General features: G+C 43.5%; 9 protein-coding genes. All 9 read right to left on the bottom strand.

What is annotated here, in order from left to right:
• Window positions 1–12: 12 nt before the first annotated feature.
• The 9 genes from M1D98_RS03610 to M1D98_RS03570 are packed head-to-tail and all read right to left on the bottom strand — an operon-like array spanning window position 13 to window position 20,156.
• Window positions 13–9,108: an amino acid adenylation domain-containing protein gene (locus tag M1D98_RS03610; RefSeq protein WP_456280011.1), complete on the bottom strand. Its 9,096-nt coding sequence runs from the start codon at window positions 9,106–9,108 to the stop codon at window positions 13–15.
• Window positions 9,109–9,129: 21 nt separating this feature from the next.
• Complete coding sequence (locus tag M1D98_RS03605; protein WP_121642069.1) at window positions 9,130–10,272, bottom strand: acyl-CoA dehydrogenase family protein; 1,143 nt, start codon at window positions 10,270–10,272, stop codon at window positions 9,130–9,132.
• Window positions 10,259–10,528, bottom strand: coding sequence for an acyl carrier protein (locus M1D98_RS03600; protein WP_003240117.1), 270 nt, complete (start codon window positions 10,526–10,528; stop codon window positions 10,259–10,261). The genes M1D98_RS03605 and M1D98_RS03600 overlap by 14 nt, the downstream gene beginning before the upstream one ends.
• A 31-nt stretch (window positions 10,529–10,559) precedes the next feature.
• Window positions 10,560–11,615, bottom strand: coding sequence for an HAD-IIIC family phosphatase (locus tag M1D98_RS03595; RefSeq protein ID WP_121642068.1), 1,056 nt, complete (start codon window positions 11,613–11,615; stop codon window positions 10,560–10,562).
• A gap of 15 nt (window positions 11,616–11,630) precedes the next feature.
• Window positions 11,631–12,485: a 3-hydroxyacyl-CoA dehydrogenase family protein gene (locus M1D98_RS03590; RefSeq protein WP_121642067.1), complete on the bottom strand. Its 855-nt coding sequence runs from the start codon at window positions 12,483–12,485 to the stop codon at window positions 11,631–11,633.
• A 1-nt stretch (window position 12,486) separates the two neighbouring features.
• Window positions 12,487–13,188, bottom strand: coding sequence for a thioesterase II family protein (locus tag M1D98_RS03585; RefSeq protein WP_121642066.1), 702 nt, complete (start codon window positions 13,186–13,188; stop codon window positions 12,487–12,489).
• Complete coding sequence (locus M1D98_RS03580; RefSeq protein WP_121642065.1) at window positions 13,185–14,168, bottom strand: cysteine peptidase family C39 domain-containing protein; 984 nt, start codon at window positions 14,166–14,168, stop codon at window positions 13,185–13,187. The genes M1D98_RS03585 and M1D98_RS03580 overlap by 4 nt, the downstream gene beginning before the upstream one ends.
• The gene (locus tag M1D98_RS03575) at window positions 14,158–15,663 is read right to left on the bottom strand and encodes a serine hydrolase domain-containing protein (protein WP_121642064.1); all 1,506 of its coding nucleotides are present in this window, start codon (window positions 15,661–15,663) and stop codon (window positions 14,158–14,160) included. The genes M1D98_RS03580 and M1D98_RS03575 overlap by 11 nt, the downstream gene beginning before the upstream one ends.
• Window positions 15,660–20,156 (bottom strand): amino acid adenylation domain-containing protein, encoded by a 4,497-nt coding sequence (locus tag M1D98_RS03570; RefSeq protein WP_456280010.1) that lies wholly within the window; start codon window positions 20,154–20,156, stop codon window positions 15,660–15,662. The genes M1D98_RS03575 and M1D98_RS03570 overlap by 4 nt, the downstream gene beginning before the upstream one ends.
• Between the last annotated feature and the right edge of the window lie 52 nt (window positions 20,157–20,208).

The raw sequence follows: 20,208 nt of genomic DNA, 5'->3' as shown, positions 1-20,208 counted from the left end.
CACCTATTTCTGCTAGATTTTCAGATCGTCTAGTTCCAGCAACGATACCTTTTCTAAATCATTGATGCCTGAAGTCAGGTCAATATCCTTGAGAGCGGTTTGCTTACAATCAATCACGGCTGACAGCACCTTTTTAATCCCTTTCGCAACGCTTTCAATGGTTTCTCTTGTAAACAGCTCAGTACTGTATTCAATGACAGAAGATAAACCGTTTTCGTCTTCAGAAGCGACCCAAAGCAAATCAAACCTGGAAACCGCTGTTTCATATTCATAGTCGGTTAGTGTGATCCCGTCTACCTCTAAAGCAGGCTGGCTTAGATTCTGCAGAGCAAAAACGGTATCAAAAATATGATTCCTATTTAACGTCCTATCTAACTTCAGATCTTGAACCATATGTTCATACTGATAATCTTGATGATCAAAGTCATCAATCACCAGCTGCTTGACATGGTGCAGAAATTGAGTGAACGTCATCTCTTTTTTCGGATAAAACCGAAGCGGAAGCATATTAACGAATATACCGATGATCCGCTGCAGTTCCTCCTGCCTTCTCCCCGCGACCGGAACGCCGACTACAATGTCGGACTGTCCAGTGAGCTTGTGCAGCAGGATTTGATAGATTGATAAAAGTCCCATAAACAGCGTGGCATCTTCATCGGCCATAATGGATTTAAACGCCTCAAGCTCTTTTTTGCTTATAACAAAACGATAATGGGCGCCGGCAAAGCTTTTGACATCAGGTCTCTGGTAATCAGCCGGCAGCTGAAGCTCACGGAAGCCGTCAAGCCGTTTCAGCCAATATGTTTTCACCTCATTCAGATCTTCAGACAGAAGCATCTGATTTTGCCATTCTGAGAAATCTTTATATTGCAGTTCAAGCGGCGCAAGCTCTTTGCCGTCATACAGATCCATAAACTCGCTGACCAAGATATCCTGAGATAAACCGTCAGAAATAATATGGTGCATATCCAGCATCAGAATATACTCGTTTTCAGAGTTCTTAATAACACCGGCTCTCATCAGGGGAGCCTGATCAAGCTGGAACGGCTTTAAAAAGCTGCTGATGATTTCTTGTTCTTTTTGGTTTTGCCCTTCCTGGCCTGCCACATTTGATAGGTCAAAAAAGTCTGCATGAAATTCGGCATGCTCAGCTATGCACTGCATAGGAACACCGTCTATTGCTTTAAAGGATGTTCTTAAACTCTCATGACGATTCATCAATTGCCGGAACACATTCTCAAGCCTATGCATATCAAGCTTTCCTGCAATCCGGCCGGCAGTGAACTCATTGTAGCCAGTGCTTGTTTGATCTAACTGCTGAACAAGATAAAGCCGTTTTTGCGCTGAGGACAACGGATAATAATCCCGTTTTTCAGCTTTTTCTATCTTTCTGTACATCTTCTTTTCGGCTTGGCTGATAAATTCGGCCATCTGCCTGATCGTCGGAATGTTAAAGAAATCCGGCAGCGCAATTTCCACATTGAATGCTTGATGAATAAGGGAAATGAAAGTAATCGCCTTTAACGAATCCCCGCCCATCTCAAAGAAATCATCGTCTATGCCGATTTGATCAATCTTGAAAAATGACTGCCAATGAACAAGGAGTTCTCTCTCCATATCAGTTACTGGTTCAACATATTCAGCGGAAAGTTCTGGCCGCCCGTACAGCGAAACGTCCTCTTGCTCCTCACCGTTAGGCTGCTGCAGACGATTCACATATTTTTGTATCCTCTCCTGCAGATTCGTGGCAGACACTGCAATCTGATCCATATGATCAAATGTGAAAATTTTCTCAAAAACCTCTCTGCCCTCATGCGCACGAATCAGGGTATTTTCTAAATCGCCTCCGACTGGAATATCCGGTTTTTTGCCGTCTTCAAATTCCCAGCCGTCTAAATTTAGGGCTGTCCACTGAACAGGATGCTGCGCATTGTGTTTATATACAAAGGCATCAACAAACTGGTTAACCGCAGTATAGGCGGTAAATCCAAGTCCTCCCAATATCGGAGACAAGGACGAAATCAAAAAGCAGAAATCAAGCGGTCGATCGGCCAACACTTTTTCTAATACCGCAACGCCCGTCATTTTTGCTTGAAAGTGAGCATTCGAAAAACTTTTATCCGTTTGTTCCATCATCCTGAATGATTGTTCGCCTGTTATTCCAGCTGCATAAATTACACCATGAAAGGAGCCGTACTTACGTTCAGCCACATGAACCAGTTCAGACATATCCGCTTCACAGCTTGCATCCGCAGCAACAGCAGTGACTTCTGCGCCTGTTGTTTCTATCTCATATATTGATTTTATTTTTTTAACGGTTGGATCATCCTCAGCATGCGTGCTGATTAATGACTCCCATTCACTCCGCGGCGGTAGGCCGGAACGGCTAGTCAGAATCAGTTTTCCTTTTGTTTTCTCAGCAATGGTTTTTGCAGCATGTAAACCGATGAAGCCCAGCCCGCCAATCAGAATATATACACCTCCGGGACGAAGGTGCCCTTGCGATGATTCTGCAGGCACTGCTTTGTGAATAAAACTCCTGATGTACCTTTTATTATCTCTGTAAACCGTTAAGAGATTGCCTGATTCGATCATCAGCTCTGATCTGATGAGTCCCAGCAGCTTGTCTTCTTTCCAGGAATCTTCTTTCTGCCTGTCTATATCAATCACTCGATAGCGAAGGAACGGTGTTTCCTGAGATATGACCATACTCGGCCCCAGATGTACGGCTTTCTCTGGATACAGCATGTCTTCTCCGCCAAGCTGATACGTAAGAGACGATAACACAAAGATCGAAATGTCCTGCTTTGTTTCTTTCTTTTTCAATGCTTGGCCTAAGTAAAGCAAAGAGTAATAGGATTCGTTTTGCATCTGCTCAATCCACTCGGCAGCAGCGGTTTCATTCTTCTCTGCCAGCCCCCAGAGGTGCAAAATCCGGCTGTACTGAATCTTTTCCTTCTCCAACACTTCAAAAAGACAGCAGTAATCTTCCGCAGAGTCTGGGCGGAGTGTGTACACTCCTTTTTCAACCTGCTGAAAGTTATGCCCTTTTTTAACGATGACACAAGAACCGCAGGTGGATTGCATCCCCTGAATAAGCTTATGGGGAAAATCTCCACCCTCCATGAAGACAAGCAAATGTTGTTCCGTCGCTTCAATCTCGCGGGCAATCGGCAGGATTTCTTTTTCCCATTGCGGCAGATAAAACCACTCCTGAAGCGGAAGCTTTCCTCCTGAATGTTTATTGCCTTTTCCGTTGGCAGTATGCTTCCGTTTGTGCCAGAAGGATTCCTTTTCAAAAGGATATTGAGGCATAGTAATCTTTTCAGGGTGTCTGCCCTCGTGCAGCCCGCGCCAATCAATGTCCGCGCCATACATCCACAGCGTGCCAATTCTGCCGAGTAAAAATTGGACATCTGACATACTCTGTCTGCTGTGTTTTAACACATTGAAAGCATGCTGGCGCAGCTCATCGTTAATCGATCTCTTCACCAGCACACTTAAATCTTGTCCCGGGCCGATTTCGATAAAAATAGCATCTTCCTGCTTCGTTAACACGGCAATACCTTCGGCAAAGCGAACAGTCTCAGTCATGTGCCGCTTCCAATAGTTATAGTCTGCAGCTTCTTCATGCGCTATCCAGTCTCCCGTTAAATTCGAAAAGAAAGGAACACCCGGTTTTTGATAAGAAATGCGCTTAGCCGTATTTCCAAATCGTTCAGCGGCGGAAGCCATGACGTGCGAGTGAGCAGCAATTGAACCTTTTACTCTCATACAGAGCACTTTTTTGGCTTTTAACTGTTCTTCAAATGCGGAAATGTCAGACTCAAGCCCCGACACAATACAAGAAGCGTCATTAACAACAGCCAATGAAATGCAATCAGGGAGAATCGCTTTCAATTCTTCCTCTGGCATTGGCACGCTTAGCATGACGCCTGACGGCGCTTCGTGCATCGCTTGTCCTCGTAAGCTGATTAGCTTGATGGCATCACTTAGTGTAAACACTCCCGATACCGCGGCAGCCGTTAATTCACCGAAGCTGTAGCCGATCATAGCCCATGGCCGCAGCCCCCACTTCATCAGCAAAAGTGACAGCGCATATTCCAGCATAAAAATAGCCGGCTGGGCATATTTCGTCTCTTGAAGTTTTATCGCGGCAGAGTCTTCATCCTGCTGGTCAGGGTATAGAATATCCTCAAGCCTCTCACCGGTTGCTTCATAGAATTCTTGAAAACAGTGATCCATCGTCTCTTTGAAAAACGGCTCCTCCGTGTACAAATCCCTGCCCATGTTCACATATTGACTGCCTTGGCCCGAGAACATGAAGATCAATTTTTTCTCTTTTTTTTCCTGAATCCGCGACATTCGGCTGAGTCCTCTGTCCTTCTTCTCGGAAAGCAGGCGTATGACATCCTGTCTGTCCTTTGCCACAAACATTTGCCTATAATCAAAGTGCTGTCTTCCGGCCTGCAGCGTATAAGCGACGTCTGCTGCATGAAGCTCAGAGTTCCTTTCCATGTGTTCGAGCAAAAGGTCTTTCGTTTTTTCTAAAGCATTCATCGTTTTTGCTGAAAGAGGAAACAGCTGATACGAACGCGTATGTTTTTCACGTTCATTGACAGGCGCTTCCTCCAGAACCACATGAGCATTGGTGCCGCCCATACCGAATGAGCTCACGCCTGCTCGTCTTGGGGTATTTGTTCTCTTCCACACTCGGAGCTTGTCATTCACTAGGAAAGGACTGTTTTCAAAATCAATATTCGGATTCGCTTCTTTAAAATGAAGACTAGGCACAAGTTGTTGATGCTGCAGAGAAAGAACTGTTTTAATGAGACCCGCCGCTCCGGCAGCAGCATCAAGGTGTCCGATATTCGTTTTTACGGAACCAATCCGGCAAAACGCGGTCTTATTTGTTTGAAACGCTTTCGTTAAGGCTTCAATTTCAATTGGATCTCCGAGAGCTGTGCCTGTCCCATGGGTTTCCACATAGCTGATGGTTTCCGGTTCAATCCCCGCGTCGGCAATCGCATCTCTTATAACCTCTGTCTGGCCTTCCACACTCGGCGCATTGAAGCCTACCTTTTGGTCACCATCATTGTTGACCGCAGATCCTTTTACAACCGCATAGATTCTATCGCCGTCAGCCAAAGCGCGGCTCAACGATTTCACTGCGACAAATCCGACACCATCGCCTCCTACAGTGCCTTTCGCGTCTTTATCAAAGGCCCGGCAATGGCCGTCTGGCGATTTCACCATATTCTCTTGATAGATGTAGCCTGACTTAACCGGATGAAGAATGGACACGCCGCCTGCGAGAGCCATATCAGATTCTCCATTCAGCACTGATTTGCAAGCCAAATGCAGCGCGACTAAGGAGGTTGAACAAGCTGTCTGCAGGGTAATGGCTGGGCCTTTTAAATTGAGTTTATGAGCGACCCGCGTGCTGATCGTATAGGTATCATTTAAAGAGCCGATTTCAAACAGCTCTGACATCCTGCCGTCTAATGAGTCGGCGAAATGCTGGAGCCATTGAAAATTTGAGGTTGTCCCTGTAAACAAACCGATTTTCCCTTCATATTCAGCTGAAACACACCCCGCATCCTCCAGTGTTTTCCATACATACTCATGAAGAAGACGGATTTGCGGGTCCATGACCTCTGCCTGTCCCGGTGAATAGCCGAAGAAGGAGGCATCAAATAAATCGGGGCCGTCGATGATACCTTTCGCCCTTACATAATCAGTTCTCGTAAATGTTTGTTCATCAATGCCTGCCGCAAACAGCTCTTCATCAGTGAAAAAAGAGATGGATTCCTTGCCATTTTGCAGGTTATGCCAAAATTCATCTATGTTTTTAGCTCCGGGGAAACGCCCGGCCATCCCGATGATGGCGATGCTGTCATCTGAAGGATCCTTCCGCTTTGATATGAATGGTGTTTTCTTTTTTGATTGCTCTTCATCATGACCTGATAAGAATTCAGCGAGCATCTGAACTGTTGGACGGCGGAACATCTCAACCATCGGAATACTTTTTCCCGTTTCCTTAGAAAGCTGCTGATTGACTTGGATCAAGTGCAGAGAAGTGCCGCCGATTTCAAAAAATTTATCCTGAACATCGATGCTGTCTTGACCAAGTACACGTTTCCAAATCTCCAGCACCATCTTTTCTGTTTCAGAAGCTGGTGCTGCCTCAAGTGCCTTTCGTTTTTTCTCTCCAGCAAGCTCCGGCAATGCTTTTTTATCCAGTTTTCCATTGGCTGTCAGCGGCATCTCATCCATCACGATAAATCGGGATGGAATCATATATTCCGGCAAATGACGACGCAAGTATTCACGCAGCTGCTTTTCATCAATCGTCTCATCAGTGAAAAGATAAGCAGCCAGGCACGGTGTCTGGGACGCGTCCTTCTTCACGACAGCCGCCGCCCCTTTTATACGTCCGTAACGGCAGAGCCAGTGTTCAATCTCCCCGCTCTCAATCCGATAGCCCCTAAGTTTGATTTGGTCATCGTTTCTGCCCAAAAACTGAATGGTTCCATCCGGTAAAAAGCGGGCTGCGTCTCCTGTTTTATACATTTTTTCTCCGGGTTTAAAAGGATGAGCCACAAAGCGTTCTGCCGTCAGTTCCTTCCGGTCTAAGTAGCCTTCTGCCACTCCTTTTCCGGCAATATATAGTTCTCCCGCTGCTCCCTGGGGCAGAAGGTTCATATGTGAATCAAGAATGTATATATCAGTATGTGCTGCAGGCCGGCCGATCGGCACATACAGTTCTTTATCCCTTTCAGATGAGTAGCGGTGAATCATGCAGCCGACTACCGTTTCCGTCGGGCCATATTCATTAAAAATTTCAATTTTCCCATCGAAGTTCTCTTCAACTTTCGCCGCCAAGGAGGTTTCTAATTGCTCTCCCCCCAGTATCAGGCACTTCATCACACTGTCCTGAAACGGCATCCCGGAAATGAAATGCAGATGGGACGGCGTTAACTTCATAACGTGGGCTCGATTATCTTTCAGAATTTGTTCCACAAGAAGCTGCTTGTTTTTATCCTGGTACACAATAATTGCGTTTCCGGTTATAAGCGGGGTAAAGATAGAAGTTACTGTTAAATCAAAAGATAAAGACGTATAAAGGGCAAAATCTCTATTATCACCTCTTACATATTGCTCGGCGGCCCAGGAAATATAATTTTCAAGACCAAGATGCTTAACAAGCACCCCTTTTGGCCTGCCTGTTGTTCCAGAGGTATATATGCAATACGCAATATCCTGCGGACCGTAATGTTTCACCAGATTGCTGTCGTTTCCTTGATAAAGGCTCTGATCGGTAATATCTATTTTCACACCATCGTACGAGTAAACCAGCCCCTCAATATCCTCTGTCAGCAGCAGATTTACCCCGCTGTCCTGAAGAAGATATTCAATTCTTTCCGGAGGATAATCGGGGTCAACCGGAACATAAGCTCCGCCCACTTTTAATACAGCGAGACAAGCGATCACCATTTCAATTGAATGTTCTGTTAAAATACCGACTCTTTGTGCAGGTTTGACTCCCTGACTTTCTAAAAAACGGGCGAGCTGATTCACTTTTTTATTTAATTGATCATAGGTCAGGGATTCTGAGCGAAACTCCACAGCAAGAGCGTCCGGCGTCTTTTCTGTCTGCCGTTCAAACAAATCAATAACAGTTTGATGTTCGTTGCCGGTCAGACCTTTATAATTGCAAAACTCTTCAAGCTGATAATGCACCTCATCTTCGGAAAGCATATTCAAGCGATGCACAGATCTGTCTGCCGGATACTCAATCACTTCCGATAACAGATTGAGAAAATGATCCCCCAGCTGCTTCACTTGAAGATCAGACATGACACCAGGATTGTATATAAATGAAAAATGGATATGTTCATCAAAAGCTTGTACACTCAATGTCAAATCAAACTCAGTTTGCTCAAACATGTCATATTGTTCAATTGAAAGAGGAAGACTGTTTGACTTAAGCATCTGATCAAGCGGATAATTTTCAATCACGACAATCGTGTCAAATAATGACTGCTCAGCCGTCAGCCCCGCATATGTTTTTAAATCAGACAGCGGTGTATGCTCATATTCACTTCTTTTGGCAATCTGCTCATGCGCAAGCTGAATCACATCTAAAGGCGTGGACTGAGGCGCAAAACGAAGACGAAGCGGAATGGTATTAATAAACAGCCCCGTCATTTGTTCTATTCCGGGTACATCGGCGCTTCTTCCTGACACGGTTGTTCCGAACACCACTTCTTCTTGATCAGAATATTTCTTTAGCAGCAGACCCCAGACACTATATAGAATTGAAGAAAGCGTAACTCGCCGTTCAGCAGCGAGTGAGCGCAGAGCTTTTCCTGCTGAAACCGGAAGTTGTATTTCATGTTTAGAAAAAATAGCATTTCGCTTCCCTGGTCTTTCTGTATTCGGCAGCAATTGTACAGGTTCCCAGTCTTTCAATAACCCTTTCCAAAATGACGCCTGTCTGTCTTTTGTTTCACGCTGCTGTTCCTGCTGCCATTTCACAAATGCTTGATATGACGGTTTTTGAGAAATAACAGGTGTTTGACCCATGGATAACGCTTGATATGACTCCATCCACTCTTTGAGGACAATCCCCATGCTCCAGCCGTCCATCAGGATATGATGAAAGCTGATCATCATCCAGACCCCGTTTTCATCTATTTGATAAAGCGTGACACGAAAAGGTACTTCTTGAAGCTGAAACGGCTCTTTCCGATCATGCGCCGCAAGCTTCTCCTTCATCTTTTCCTGGGAAATGCCTTTCTCGAACGAGATACTCTGATAACGGATATCTATTTTATGTTGCTTTAATATAACTTGAATGGGCTTAGCTGTTTCCTTCCACCTAAACACCGTTCGCAGCATTTCATTTTGCTTAACCGTTTGCTGCCATGCTTTTTCAAAAAGATCGCGGGCAGGTTCGCTCTCTAGTTTTATCAGCATTTGTTCAAAATAAGCATTACCTTCCGGCTCCATTAAATGATGAAAAAGCAGGCCTTCCTGAATGGTTGTCAGTCCGAGAATGTTGGCTATGTTATTTTTATCTATTTTTTTCATTTGCTCACTCACTGAATCCTCTCCATCCTCTGCCTATATATGTTTGACAAAATATCGTCTCAATCCATAATTCGCTATAACTTGCTGCTGAATTTGAGATGTCCCTTCAATGATCTCCAATACTTTGGCTTCTCTGTACAGGCGGGCAGCTGAATGATCTCTGCTGAAGCCGCTTCCTCCATGAATCTGCACATTTGAATTGGTAATCTCAACAGCAACCTTTGAAGTGAAATATTTCGCGATAGACGTTTCCGTCACGGCCTCTGGATCTTGTTTCATCCGCATTTCGCCGGCTTTCATACATAACGAGCGGGCTGCATGCAGCTGTGTTACGGCATCACCGATCATTCCTTTAATCATTTGATGTTTGTAGAGCTTCTCTCCGAATTGGCTTCTCTTCCGTGAGTATGTTACTAAAGAATCGACGGCTTCCTGTGCAATCGCCAATCCGGCCCATGCCACACTGTATCTGCCATGATCCAAAGCCAAATTAACGATGTAACTAAAACCGCCCCCGATTGGCCCTAATATCTGGTCTTCAGAAACCTCTACGCTGTCAAACTCTATTTCCGCAAGATAAGAAGCTCTATTGGCCATCATGCCTTCCATTTTTTTTACCGTTACGCCGCTCTGGCGGCTGTCTACAATAAAGGCTGTAACCACTTCTCCATCACGGGCTATAACCAGAAAAAAGTCAGCAATGGCGCCAAAGGAAATCCATTTTTTTCTGCCGTTGATGACATAGCAGCTTCCGTTTTTTGTATACGATGTTTCAATGTGGTTTGCGTCTGAACCAATGTTTGGTTCAGACAATGCAAACGCTCCGATTTTCTCTCCTTTTCCGATGGGGACAAGCCATTCGTCTTTTTGGCGCTCAGTACCGTACCGCAGCAGAGATTCACCGACTAACGAATTCACAGTCAAAAGGGTTCGAATATTACAGCACGCTTTACCTGCTTGTTCAGTAAACAAACCGTACTCGACAGGGTTCAATCCCAGTCCGTGATAGACCTCCGGAATACCCGCAGCAAAATAAGATTTGCTCCCTAACTCTTTTATTAATTCTGCCGGGATGCATTCCTTCTCATCAAACTCGCCTGCAAAAGGTCTGATTTTTTCGTCACAATACCCCCGGAAATCTTGAATGATGTCGGCTTTTACCTCAGCTGTTTTCATTAGCAAGCGCTCCGTTCTGTTTCTTTTCAATTAGGCTGACGATTCGGTTTACTGTGCTGAAGTTAGCAATATCTAAATCTTCGTTATCAAGTTGGAACCCAAAGTTTTGCTCAAGAAATGTGACAAGCTTCATCGCAAATAAAGAATTCACAAATCCCATTTCAAAAATGTGATCATCATTGGTTAATTCGATTTCATCGTCAAAGACCACCAAATTTTGTTCAATATATTCTCTAATTTGTTCATGAAGATTCATCTATTTGCTCTCCCCGCTATTTAGATTAATTTCAGCTTCTTGCAACAGGTGATTGGCTGAATTCCGTTTTGACCTCGACATACGCAGGATACGGCTGAATCCGGCTCAGGTCATTTTCAAATAAAATGAAGCCGTCAGGGCCCTTCGTATGTTCTTTGAAATTGGCAAATTTATATGTGATATACATGACTCTGTTCCGATCTGTTTGTTTAAAATCAGCAAACAGTTTTTTCCCTTTTTGTTTCGCTTCATTTAAAATAGCTGTCAGTAAAATCGTACCGACACCGCGGGACATAACCCGGCATGACATTAAAAGAAGATTAATATGCCATTCATCTCCCTTTTCTTCTATTAAGGAGAGTCCGATCTTTCCATAAGAGCCGTACTTGTCCTCAAGCTCGCAGACCAGCAGCATATGAGAGTCTGACTCTCGGAAATAATTTAATTCCTGATAATCGTATGTTTTTCCGCTTGCATTCAGCTGGTTTGTACGCACCGTAAGCTCTTCTGCCCGCTGTAAGTCGCTTTCTTGCGCATGGCTGATCGTAAACTTCATATTCAGAGTGGCAAGAAATTGTTCGGATGGTCCTTCAAACTGCTCTTCGTCCTCTTTTCTGCGGTCATCCTCCAGATACATCTCCCGGCGCCTTTTGGCATCCTCCGTTATGAATGCAGGCTTCAGCAAAGGATCGACAATTAGATCCTTATACCGAACGGCATCCCAGCACGTGATCTCCGGATGGGCATTTTGCACTTCTTCCCTCTCAAACGCTTGGTCGTCAATAAAGAGAATCGTATCCTTATGGATATTGAGGTTTTTGCTGATTTTTTCCAAAGAAACCGATTTGGCATTCCAGCTGATTTCCGGATATAAAAAGAAATGGTCAATTCCAAATTCCTTTAATTTTTCCATAGCAGCAGCTTCGTCATTTCTGCTTGCGACAGACAGCAATATGCCGCGCTCATCAAGCTCAGCCAAAATTTCCTTGATGTTGTCATTCAGCTTTACATCATCAGATTCAAGCAGAATACCCTCCCATAGCGTATGATCTAAATCCCAGACAACACACTTAACTCCCTTTTTCAATGGTCTGCTCCTCCTTTAACTGTATCGAAAGAATCCTTGTCCTGACTTTCTCCCTAACTTTCCTGCGTCTACCATTTTCACGAGCAGCGGACATGGCCTGAATTTTGAATCTTTGTAGCTTTCATATAGAACCAGCAAGGAGTTAAGGATCGTATCAAGACCAATTAAATCCGCAGTCGCGAGTGGACCCATTTTATGCCCGAATCCGCCGCGGAATATTTTATCCACATTGGCTGGTGTCGCTACTTGATCTTGAACCGTCCAAATGCTTTCATTAATGGTCAGCATTAACACACGATTTGACACAAAGCCAGGCAAATCATGAACAACGACAGGATTTTTGTCGAAAGATTTCAAAAACTCAACGGTTGCATTGACAGTCTCGTCAGAGGTGGCATCGCCCCGAATCACCTCTACAAGTTCTTTCAGAGGAACAGGATTCATAAAATGGGCTCCAATTACCTTTTCAGGGCGATGCATCAGTGAACCGACCTTCGTAATTGAGATACAGCTTGTATTTACAAGATAGATGGCATCCTCTCGGCAGATATCCTTTAATTGTAAATACACTTGTCGTTTGATCTCCCAATCTTCTGTTACGTTTTCAATGATAATATCAGCCGGCTCCACATTGTGCGGCTCAGTCGTGAACTGAATGTGATCAAGCACATCTTCCAGTGACATGCTGAATTTTTCTTTCCGCATCAGTTGAACAAGCCTGAATGTCTTTTTAATATTTTCCTCTGCGGCTTTCAGTTTTTCATCACTGATATCCAGCAAAATCACTTGATACCCATTCGCAGATAAATCAAGAGCCATATCGGCCCCCATGACGCCTCCTCCGATAACACCGGCAGTCCTGAAATCCATTTCATACCACTCCTGTCTGATTCAAAATATGATTGATTTTAGCTGTCACTTCTTCTGTCTTCTGATTAATGAAAAAATGATCTCCTTCAAATTCGTAAAATCTGCATGTCTGACCGGTGTACTGATTCCAATCAGATAAATCAAACAGCACTGACGGCAGATCACGTTTTCCATAAAAAACCGAAATATCGCAGGATAAAGGAGCAACAGCTGTATTCCTGTATGTTTCCAGCAACTCAAAGTCAGCTCTTAAAATAGGAAGGAAAAAGTCAAGCACCTGCTCATTTTTGCTGAATTCTTCGGGTACACCCCCCATCTCAATAACCGCTTGTTTTAAAGCGGAATCTGAAAGCTGATGAAGCACTTTCTTTTCCGGAATATGAGGCGGGAAACGCCCGGAAAAAAACATATGGATCGGCTGTTTAATTTCCATGGTTAATTTCTTTTGCAATTCGTATGCAAGCAGCGATCCCATGCTGTGTCCAAAAATGGCATAATCCGAATCATCCAAATGGGACTTTGCTTGCTCAAAAAGATCTTCCGTCACGGACCCTGCATGATTCAGCAATGGCTCAGACATTCTCGTTCCATGTCCCGGAAGCTCTAAGGCCACCAGTTTAACTGATGCATCAAGATATCTTTTCCACCCGCTGAAGATGGTGCTCGAACCCCCGGCATACGGCAGACAGAATAATTTGATCATTTGACCCTCTCCTCTTTACCAATATCCTTCAGGCATTCAATATGGGCTGCTTCAAGTTCCAGCACTTTGTTCAGTGAATCTTTGATTCGATCTTCATAACCTGAAGAAGATCCTCCCGAAAAATAAAGCTTAGCCGCCAGATGCCGCGCTGCTTCCCACTCATCAATAATGTCAGACGTCACAGCGGCAAGCTGTTCAAACGCCGGAAGAAATGCGAGGCGGTATTGCTCTGTTTTTTTTACATTTAAAATTCCATTAAATGAATGTAGGAGCTTTTCGCTGTCTCTTATGCTGTGAAATTGCTCAGTAAACCGGCTGAAGGACGCCAAACCAGATAACATCCGATCTATATGCTCGGTGATGTTATGAACAAAGAAGGCAGCCGCATCCTTGAAAATGATTTGTCTTGAGCGATCCCTATCCGGATCATAGGAAAAGGAGGCATAAGAATGAAAAGCGGCAGGAGGCTGAAAATAACTGTGAAAGCCTTGATAGGCTTTGGCCAAATGATGATATGAAATATTTCTGGCTTCATATGACAAGTTATCGGGATAACGGTTTTCAATGGCAAGAACAGTCTGATCTACGTCATGAAAGCCATAAATCAGTATGCTGTTCCGGTTATGCTTAGACATATATTCCTGTCTATAAGGCTGTGCATATGTATCCAACCAAATGATGACGGGTTTATTTTTAAGAACATCCCGTTTCACATCATCTATGAGACTGCTGCTCACCGATTGCTTATCTGCGCTTATTCCCTGCTGATTCATGACATACTCAGGATCATAAACTTCTGTCCGATCAATCATTGGATAACCGCCTTCATCCAATTGATACGAATATATGTCATTTAAAAGATAAGGATGGATTTCTTGCTGAAACGAGCGAACCACTGAAAAATAACAATTAAAAAAACAGCTGCGATAAAATAAGTCGTTAAACGGCTGAATATCAGGGATGGATGTTTCATATTTCATGCGTCTCACTCCTTCTTGCGGCACGGTGATTGAAAAAACAAGCGATTAAACCGAATATACAGGAGGCAAGGAGCAGCATATAATAAACCACTGCCAAATAAAGAAGAGAACCGGGCCCCCAAATAAATATCATGCTCCAAGGCAAGCCATTAAAGGCGAAGACTGAAATGAGCTTAGGCGCAACTATTCCGGCTGCCAGCAAAATCACCCAAAGCAGCGCCTTTATTCCTGTTCCCTGCTGAGCGGGAACATTTTTCGATTTTACACCTTTTAGAAAAATATAAATTCTCCACAGCAGAACAATAAGCAATAAACTGAATAAAACGAGCATGGCAGCCGCAGCTTTATCAATGACCTGAAACGGATCAGTGACAGAACCGTCCTGCTTTTGGCTTTGATCGGTTATTACCTGTATAACAGAACGAGCGATTTTCTCAGGATACGCGCTGTTCATATTAGCCAAAACCCCTACAGCCGCATTATCGTCAGAGCTGACGATAATAAACGAAGAAAAGTTGGGGTTGGAGCCGGCATGGAACACTTCTTTGACTCTGCTCTTTTTTTCAAAAATTGACCATCCCGCACCATAATACACACCCGGCTCTTCGGCTTTTACGCTTTTATCAGGCAGGTGGCTTTGCTCAATCAAGCGGCCTATATCACCGTCGCTGTGATTCAGCTGATATCGAAGCCATTTAGATACATCCTCTGCGTTCGTGATAATATATCCGGCAGGCGTGTTCCCCCTATACTCAGGCGCTTTATAGGCTCTGGCTTTTAAAAATCCAATTTTAAAACCTGATGAGACATCGCCAGCATGTCCAGCGTGCCGCCCAGCATACGTGTTTGACATATCTACCTGCTTAAAAACGTGCTCAGCCATATATTGCTCGTACGGCTGTCCTGATGCCTGTTCAATGATATATCCCAGCACATCATAATTAATTGTGGCATATTCAAATGTGCTTCCCGGCTTATGACTAAGTTCAACTCCCTTTAATCCCTTCGCCGTTTTCTCCAAAGCATCTTCCTTTGAATCAACTTTGATATCCGCTATCGATAAAAAAGGAATTCCGCTTGTATGATGCAGCAACTGTTGAATTGTGATATCTGTTTTCTTTCCGTTGTAAACTGCATAAAATCCGCTGATATACCGGCTGACAGGGTCATTTAGACTGATTGCCCCCGAATGTACAAGCTTAAGTACACCCAGTGCAGTAAACGCTTTAGAGGTTGAGCCCATCTCAAACAATGTCGAGGCGGTTACAGGGCGGCTATGCCTTTCGCCGGCATAACCAAACCCCTTTTCGTATACCACATCATTTCCTTTTACCACTGTCACTGCGATCCCCGGTATTCCGCTTTCCTTCATCTGCTTTTCGATCAGAGCGTCAATGCGCTTATCAGCTGGCGTCTGGGCGCTTGCCTGTCCGCCACCCCAGATTTGAATTGACAGGATACAAAGACATAAAATCAGCCATACGTTTCTCATCATTTGAACAAGGAATCCAATTCTTCTATAGATAATGAGGCGGTTTCGAAATCTGATGGCGTATATTCGACAGACTCTTTTTTACAGCAATGTTCAGTCAGCTCCTTCAGCTGTACAAAAAATTCATCTAAAAGCTGTTCCATATCCTCTGTCTGATAAAGATCGCTGAAGATTAAATCCAACGTTAACTGTCCGTCATAGATTCCCGCAGTCAAATCAAGACTGACTGTCAGATCATTTTCAGGTGATGACTCTGCGCCTGAATTTAAATAAGTCATGCGGTATTCTGATTTGTCTGCTAAAAAAAGGTCAACTTCTCCCAGATAATTAAAGCGCAGCTCAGGATTCCTGTGATCCGGCATTCGTTTACTCAAATAGGTGAGAGCGCCGTAGCCAATACCCTTATTGGGAATATTCCGCAGGTTTTCTTTCACTGAACGGATTTGCGCCGGCAGATCAGCCTCTGCCTGAAACACGGCGGGATACATTGCTGTAAACCAGCCGAACGTCCTTGAAAAATCTAAGTCTTCCTTTAATGGCTCTCTTCCGTGACCTTCCAATTCCACAGAAATAATCTCCTTGCCTGTGCAATGATGGCAAGCCCGGATTAACGCAGTGATAAGCAAATCATTTGTTTGGGTTTGATACGCCTCATTTGCTTCACTGAGCAGTTTTTGAGTCATCTGGCTGCTCAAAGACCGTTTCAGTTTTATGCTATTTTCAACTTTGGAATTTTCCGGACAAATCCCATAGAGCGGCTCAATCTTTTTCACTTTTTCATTCCAATAGCTGCATTCTTCTTCCGCCTCACGCGAATAAGCGTATTCATTGATCCAATTTGAAAATTCCTGATAAGAATGTGTCTTTAAAGGGAGTCTCTTCTCTTCCTTCTTATCTATTGAATGTAAGAGAGCAAGAAAATCATCAATCAGGATTTGCCATGATACACCGTCCGCGATCAGGTGATGGGCCGTAAATAACAAATGCGTTTTTTCGTTTGCTTTGATCACACCGGGTTTAAAAAGCACTCCATTGTATAAGTCCGTGCTTTCTCTCATTTCTTGCCCGATCACCGCTATTTGTTTGGTTTGCTCTTCCTCGGAAAGATTAGACAAATCATGGTATTCGATATAAGGTTCGATATTTGTATTGTGATAGACCAAGATATTCGTTTCTTTTTCTACATTCATTCGCAAGCTGTCGTGATGATTGATTAAAAAAGACAGAACCGCCTTTACATCTTCAAGATGAACCTCTTTTTCAGCAGTTAGCATAACCGATTGATGCCAGAAATGAGCGCACTTTAAATCCAAGGACCAGAACCATTGGGTAATCGGCGTGCCCAACACTCTGCCTTCTGCTTGTTGTTGAGAAATTGCAGGCGATTGTTTGCTAGTCACAGCACTGACAAGTTCTCTAAATACGGGATATGTCATAATATCCTGAGTCTTGATAAAAAGACCTTTTTCTTTCATTTTCGTAACGAATTGAATGGCTTTGATAGAATCTCCGCCAAGCTGATAAAAATGATCCTCTGGGCAAATATCAGTCTGGCCAAGAATCTCCTTAGCGGTTTCCAAAAGAACCGCCTCTATTTCCTTCTGCTCATCATTTAACAATCCATAATCTATCTGTTCTTGATACAGTAAAGGATCAGGAAGCGCTTCCTTGTCTGTTTTTCCATTTTGCGTAAGCGGAATATAATCCATCTTGATAAAGTAGGCCGGAACCATAAAAACGGGCAGTTTGCCAGAAAGCTTTTTCCTAAGCTCCAGCACTGGCGTAGGTGCAGAGCTCACTACATATGCCGCCAATTGCTTTCTGCCCTGTGAATCACCAAAATCAATGACAACCGCTTCTTCTATTTCCTCGAGAGAAAGCAGGGCTAATTCAATTTCTCCCAGTTCTATACGGTAGCCTTTCAATTTGATTTGATGGTCTTTACGCCCTGCATATTCAAGCAATCCATTATTCGTTCTTTTCGCCAGATCGCCTGTCTTATACATTTTTCTGCCCTTCATGAAAGGGTTATCCAGAAAACGTTCGGTTTGCAAATCCGGACGCTTCCAATATCCTCTGGCAACATTATCGCCCGAAATATACATTTCACCTTGAGTTCCCGGCAATACAGGCTGCAGCTGTTCATCTAATAAATAAATTTCTGTATTCTGCAGCGGAACCCCAATTGGAACCGAAGCTTGCTGATCCTGTTCTCGGTCATATTTGTGGATCATACACCCAACGGTCGCTTCTGTCGGCCCGTATTCATTAAAGATCTCGATGCGGTGATCTGATGCTTCTGTTATTTGGCGTGCTAAAGAAACAGACAGCTGCTCTCCGCCAACGATCATTCTTTTTATAGAGGAATCTTTTAAGTTTGCATCTTTCAGCAACGCTAAATGTGCTGGTGTCAGCTTGATGACAGCCGTTTTCATTTCTTTTACGATTTGATGAAGTATAAATTCCGGAATATCTTCTTGTCTGTAAATGATAATCTTATTTCCTGTCACTAATGGGGTGTAAATGGATGTAACGGTTAAATCAAAAGCTATGGATGAGTACAGCGCAAAGCTGTCCTCTTGGGAAGAAGTATAATTCTGAGAGGCTGATGTAATGTAGTTCACAAGGCTTTGATGTTCAATCATCACGCCCTTCGGCTGCCCTGTTGATCCAGAAGTGTAAATCATATATGCGATGTCGGAAGGATCGTTCCTGATGTCTAACTGTCCCGTATCTAAATCATTAAACTTGGTGCAGTCAATACTGATTGGTTTTACGTGCCTTGGCAAACGGCAGTCTATTTTAAAAAGAGGGTCTGTAATAAATAACGCCGCTTCACTATTTTCTAATATATACTTGATTCTTTCCGCGGGATACTCGGGGTCGATCGGCACATAAGCGCCGCCTGCTTTTAAAATGCCCAGTAAAACAGCAATCAACTCCGGTGAGTGTTTCATGCTCACGGCAACAAAATCACCGCGGCTTATTCCTTTATGTATAAGGCAGCGAGCAATTTGGTTCGAGCGTTCATCCAGTTCTTGATAAGAAACATGTCTCTCGCCATCCTCTATCGCTGTGCGAAACGGATACTGCAAGGCTGTTGCTTGAATTAATTGATTGATTGTCTGCTCTTTCGGATAGTCGGCCTGCGTCTGATTCCACTTACATATCTCGTCCCTTTTTTCTTGTTCAGTTAAAATAGACAAATGTCTGAATTGAATGTCTGAATCCTCGATAAGCAATAAAATCAGGCGGAGTAAACGGTCTTTCAATTGCTGAATTTCCGCTTCGCTGTAATCCGCAACCTTGTAGTCGAACTGTAATTCAATTGCTCCGCCTTCGTCCCATTCTTTAACCGCAATTTGAAGGGAATAAGGCTGTGATCCGTTATATAATTCATCATATTCGACATGGCATCCATCTATATCAGAAGCAAGATCGGTGTTGTATGAATTGATATACATTTGGAAGAGCTGGTCGTATCCCTGTTTTGCCAGCTGCAATTCCTTTATCAGTTCGTCATAGGGGTACCGTTGGTGGAGAAAGTATTTTAGGTAGTCTGAATTGACTTCTTGTAAAAAGTCTGAAAAACGTTGGTCTAGGTCTGTTTTCTTTCTGAACGGCATCGTACTGACAGTCATACCCGCCGTGCTTTTTTCCTTCTTTCCAGACCTGTTTAGGACCGGCGTGCCGATAATGAAATCATTCTCTCCCGTTGCTTTGCTCAAATACCAAAACAGCGATGCGGTAAACAATGCGTTTAACGAAGAGCCTTGCTTTTGAATAAATTCATAAACAGCAGCAGAATGTTCTTGGTCAAGTTTAAATCGTTTGCGTTTTCCAGCAATGTTCGCTGAACTTTTTGACAAGAAGCTGTCTGGCAGATGAGAAAATTTCTCTTTCCAAAATGCGGCATCTTTTTTATATCGTGGCGAAGAAAGGTATTTTTTCTCTTTTTCTATGAGAATCGAATAGTCGTCACCGCCTTCTTCAGGCAGTTCTCCATTTGCCAGAAGCATGTACAGATCCTTAATCTTATCAATGATGATTTTCATAGACCAGCCGTCGGCAATAATATGATGGCATTTGATTAAATACCCGCAGGTTGCTTCATCTGTTTGGAAAACATAAAATTGAACAAGTGCGCCATTATATAAAGAGAAAGGTATTTTAAATTCCTGTTCGGCCCAATCTAGCATTCTATCATATGGATGGTCTGTTGAAGTAAAATCGACTGATGGCACACGTGCCTGCGCTATTTCGTCTATGTATTGAAGAACTGAATCTTCCTGCTTCATGAGCCGTATTCTGAGGGACTCTGTCTGTCTGATACAATGCTGAATGGCTTTTTTTAAGGTCTCAAGATGAAGTTTTCCATTGATTTGGATAAGGCCGCCAATATGATTAATAGCTGTTTCTGGGTATAAATTTTCGATATTTAATATCCTTTTTTGATGATGAGAAAGAGGAAATAAATTCAAGTTACCATTCAACATATCCACCTCTTTACAAGTAGTATTTTACATCACCAATTTAAACACACAACAA

This window comes from Bacillus sp. K7, from assembly GCF_053903245.1.
The sequence above is the reverse complement of the archived record's forward strand: the minus strand, read 5'-3'. Positions and strand labels throughout refer to the sequence as shown.